3 protein-coding genes and 1 pseudogene are annotated in these 4575 nt (G+C 32.6%); 3 read left to right on the forward strand and 1 reads right to left on the reverse strand.

Annotation, left to right across the window (positions count from 1 at the left end):
- Positions 1 to 165 precede the first annotated feature (165 nt).
- Positions 166 to 1452, forward strand: coding sequence for a putative glycoside hydrolase (locus Q0410_RS00935; RefSeq protein WP_299031827.1), 1287 nt, complete (start codon positions 166 to 168; stop codon positions 1450 to 1452).
- Positions 1453 to 1558: 106 nt separating this feature from the next.
- On the opposite strand, the gene Q0410_RS00940 is transcribed toward Q0410_RS00935, so the two are convergent.
- Positions 1559 to 2407 carry an AraC family transcriptional regulator gene (locus Q0410_RS00940; protein ID WP_299031830.1) on the reverse strand — a complete coding sequence of 283 codons (849 nt, stop codon included), beginning with the start codon at positions 2405 to 2407 and terminating at the stop codon, positions 1559 to 1561.
- Positions 2408 to 2649: 242 nt separating this feature from the next.
- Here Q0410_RS00940 and dnaG point away from each other — a divergent pair, with 242 nt between their 5' ends.
- Both dnaG and Q0410_RS00950 read left to right on the forward strand, forming a co-directional pair.
- Positions 2650 to 4317, forward strand: coding sequence for a DNA primase (gene dnaG / locus Q0410_RS00945; protein WP_299031833.1), 1668 nt, complete (start codon positions 2650 to 2652; stop codon positions 4315 to 4317).
- Positions 4304 to 4575, forward strand: a pseudogene (locus Q0410_RS00950) (RNA polymerase sigma factor RpoD); the annotation flags it as partial. The gene dnaG and the pseudogene Q0410_RS00950, both read left to right, overlap by 14 nt.

Raw genomic sequence — 4575 nt, forward strand, 5'->3', positions numbered from 1 at the left:
CCTTCTATGGGTGACGGATGAAATCCGTCATTTCTGAGACGAAGCAAGGCCTAGTTTAGAAACTTTCCGAGAAGGAGCGAAGCTTCTTCGAGAGGATTTAGATTAATATTAAAAAATAATAAAGAAAAAAGCGGGCCTGGCTCGCTTTTTTGTTTAGGAGAAACTATGATTAAGAAAAAAACTATACTTGCTTTCTTTTTAGCTCTTATTTTTATTGTAACCGGTTGCGGTAAAAAAGAAAAAATCGCTGAAAATGATAAATTAAGAGAAGCTATTGAAAGCAGTGAAAATATAGAAAAAGAAATATCAAAAGAAAAAAAACCTAAGAAGAGTAAAATAGGGGAGCCTTATGAGATAGGAGTTACCCCTGATGACTATAATATGGATTATGATACATCAAGGCTTTTAACCTTAGAGGATAAGAAGAGTAAATATTATCCTAAAGATGGTGTTAGAGGCTTATATTTTAACTCAGGTTCTATAAATAACCTAGAAGTATACGGAAGGATTATAGGCTTGATAGAAGAATCTAACCTAAATTCTGTAGTAATAGACGTTAAGGATGACTGGGGAAATATAACTGTTAATTTTGATACAGATAATGAAGATATACAATATGCCAATACTAAGTTAATTGACGCTAAAAGCCTTATAGACGACCTACACTCAAGGGGAATTTATGTTATAGGCAGGATTACAACTTTTAAAGACTCTGTTATTACCAAAATCCACCCAGAATGGGGATTTACTAAAGAAGACGGAAGTCTTTGGGCGAATGGACGTGAAGAAGTCTTTATGAATCCTTTCTTAAGGGAAGTTCAAGACTATAACATAGAGATAGGAGAACTTGCGGCTGAAGCAGGTTTTGATGAAATCCAATACGACTACGTAAGGTTTGCGGAAGGATTTGAGACCTTTGGAGATAGCCTCCAATACTCAAGAGGCGAGTTTGAAAATAAGGCTATGGATGAGGGCGACAAGAGGGTAGAAGCTATAACTGGTTTTGTAAGAAGGGCTCGTGAATCGATCTCAGCCTATGGCTTACCAGTGGCGGTAGATGTTTTTGGCTACGCTCTCCAAGCAGGTAGGGCAAGTGGTATAGGCCAAGATTTTTCTGAAATGTCTAATGAAGCTGATATTATGTGCTCAATGATTTACCCATCCCACTGGGGACCTTATTCCTTTGATATAGAAAAACCTGACCTTGAACCATATGAACTTGTCAAAAGGTATCTAAAAGAAGAACAGGAAGTGTTTAAAAATTTAGATCACACTCCACAATCAAGACCTTGGATACAAGATTTTACAGCATCTTGGATTGGAGAGGGAAATTGGATGGAGTATGATGCAGATGCAGTTCAGGCTCAAGTAGATGCCATTTATGAGTCAGGTCAGAGAGAATATTTAATATGGAATGCTACAAGCACTTATTCAGAAGGTGTTGATTACTAAAAGACAGGGGTGACCCTGTTTTTTAGTTCAAAAAAACAGAGCAAGTATTAATACCAACTCTGTTTTAAGTTTAAATTTTTTATCAAATCATATTTAGTTTTCTAGTTTATAACCTATGTTTTCTCCTAAATTGTGAAGGAGTTTGACCGGCTTTTTTCTTAAAGACCTGGTTAAAGTAGGATTGAGAATTAAAGCCAACCATGGCAGAAATTTCTTCCATAGTATGGTTGGTTAAGATTAGTAGATTTTTAGAAACCTCAACTCTCTTTAAAATCAAATACTCGATAGGAGTTATCCTATAGGATTGTTTGAATTCTGAAATAAGGTGGAATTTGTTCATATAGGCCATTTGAGATAAGTCTTCTAACTTTATATCGTCACTATAATTTGTATCGATATAAGATTTTATATAATCAATTTGCCTGTTGACTTTTTTGTCATGCTTGATTGTTATAAACTTCCTGTATTTTCTTAATAGATTTATAACTAGGGTAGAAGCAATAGCATTTGCAAGGCTTTTGGCAAAGATGTCATCACCTTCATACTCCCTATAAATATCTTCGAAGTAGTCTTCGAATGTTAAAGTTCTATCCCTGTTATCTATATGAAAATAGTTGATATCCTTAGCTTCATCGTCCACAAGGCCAGCTATTGACAGACTTTCTATACCAAAGCCTAAAATTTTAACATTAGTAATGCTCTCATCCAAATAAAAAGTATGACCAATATTTGAATTTATAATTATTAGATCACCTGCATTTACTTGTATAGATTCACTTTCTATAGCAAGTCTGCCAAAGCCTTCTTTTAAGTAATAAAAATAGGTGAAAGGATGAAACTGAATCCTACTTGAGATTTTTTCATCATAAGAATTTTTTTGTACTTCTAATATTTTTACTTCTAAGTGGTTGAGATTATTTTCTTCTTCTATAATTTGATTGTTATTTTTCTCCATAATAACCTTCTATATTTGCTGTTACATAATTGTCATCTGACTTATAAATTTATACATATATTATACTATATATTATGAAAAAATTTAAGGATAATAAGGCTTAATCTAAAAATATTTTCAAAAAAATTAAATAAAAATTATACTTTATTGGTAATTTTAGTAAAAAACTTACAAATGTCAGCAAAACTAAGTCTTAGATTGATTAAAATTGCAAGAAAAGTATAATTTTACTAGGTGAGAAGATGAGATTAATATCAGATGACATGGTAAATCAAATAAAAGCAAGTTCTGACATAGTAGATATAATAGGTGAATATGTTGACCTTAAGAAGGCAGGATCATCTTTTAAGGGACTATGTCCATTTCATAATGAGAAGACCCCATCTTTTACGGTAGATAGGAAGAAACAATTATTCCACTGTTTCGGGTGCGGAGCAGGTGGCGATGTTGTTTCTTTTATAATGCAAAAAGAGGGATTATCCTATCCTGAAGGTTTAAAATATTTGGCCCATAAGGCTGGAATTAACTTAGTTTTTGACGAAAATCCAGGTGTAAGTGAGAAGAAAAAAAGACTTTATGATATAAATAAAGAAATAATGATGTACTTTTATAAAAACCTTCTTACAAATAAGGCACCCCAGGACTATCTTCTTAGAAGAGGACTAAGGAGCAATATAGTAAACACCTTTATGCTAGGTTTTGCTAAAAATAGTTGGGACGACCTACTTCTATATGCTAAATCCAAGGACATAAAAGAAGAAGACCTACTAGAATTAGGGCTTATTGCCAAGTCTAAAAATGGAAATTTTTATGATAAGTACAGAAATAGACTGATATTTCCTATAATAGATACCTACGGAAGGGTTATTGGCTTCGGTGGTAGAGCTATAGATGATACCATGCCTAAGTACTTAAATTCGCCAGAATCAGAAGTTTTTAAGAAAAGATTTAACCTTTATGGTCTAAATAATTTTAAAAAACAATCCAGACGTGATTTAATCCTAGTAGAAGGTTATATGGATGTTATTGCCCTAAATAATAAGGGTATAGATATAGCAGTCGCAAGTCTTGGGACAGCTTTTACAGTTGAACAAGCTAAGCTTGCTAAAAGATATGCTGATAACATTTATATATGTTACGACTCAGATTCTGCGGGTATAAAGGCGACAAAGAGAGCAATTGAAATTTTTAAAGAAGCAGAAATTGGGGTGAATATTATTGAGCTTGGAGAAGGCCTTGATCCCGATGACTTTGTTAAGAAATATGGCAAAGAGGCCTTTGAAAAAAAGATGGGTGAAGCTAATGACGAGTATAACTATCTCTATGAAAAAATCCTGGATGGATATTCTGAAGCGAATGAGAATGAAAAATTTGAAAAACTTAACCAGTTTATAGGATTTCTATCTTCAATTAAGCAAGATTTAACCAGGGAAATCTTTATAAATAAAGTTTCAAACTTATTTGATATAGATAAACAAACTTTAAAAGGTGCTATTTCAAAGTATAATAACAAACACCATAAAGAGAAAATTATAAATAAAAAATTTGCTGAGCCCAAAATAGTTGTCGAAGAAAAGAAGACAGATATAAAGGCTCATGAATTAGAAATATTAAGGCTTATTTTTAGCCAGACTAATGATTATCAAGAAAATGCTGAATTTTTTGATAAGTATTTAACTAATCCTAAGGCTATAAACTTTAGAGATTTTCTTATAAATAAGGAAGCTAGTAAGTTTGATAAGGCTGATGAGGATTATAAGTATATGCTAAATTATGTGATGGATGATAAAAATCCTATTTTAGTCAGTGAACTAAAAGATAAGATTAGCCTGTATGAAAGGCTTGAGAAGAGAAAGAATCTCAGAAAAAGGCCTATGAATAGTAAGGGGAGAGATAATGAACAGCGATGATAATAAATTGCTCGAAGATGATGTTCTAAAAGAAATTGTCGAAGAGTTTGCGTCCATAAGTGAAAACCAGGATGGACTCATCACTTACAGTCAAATTTTTAATTTTGATGATTTTAAAGACATGGATAAGGAAAGTCAAAAATTAATCCTTTCCAAAATTATAAGCTCTGGGATAGAAATTGTTGAAAAATCTGAAACAGAGCTTGACCAGGAAGAAGAAGTCGAAGATGATATCGATGATGAAGACGAAGATGAAGA

The organism is uncultured Anaerococcus sp. (assembly GCF_937934665.1).
Classification (GTDB): Bacteria; Bacillota; Clostridia; order Tissierellales; family Peptoniphilaceae; genus Anaerococcus.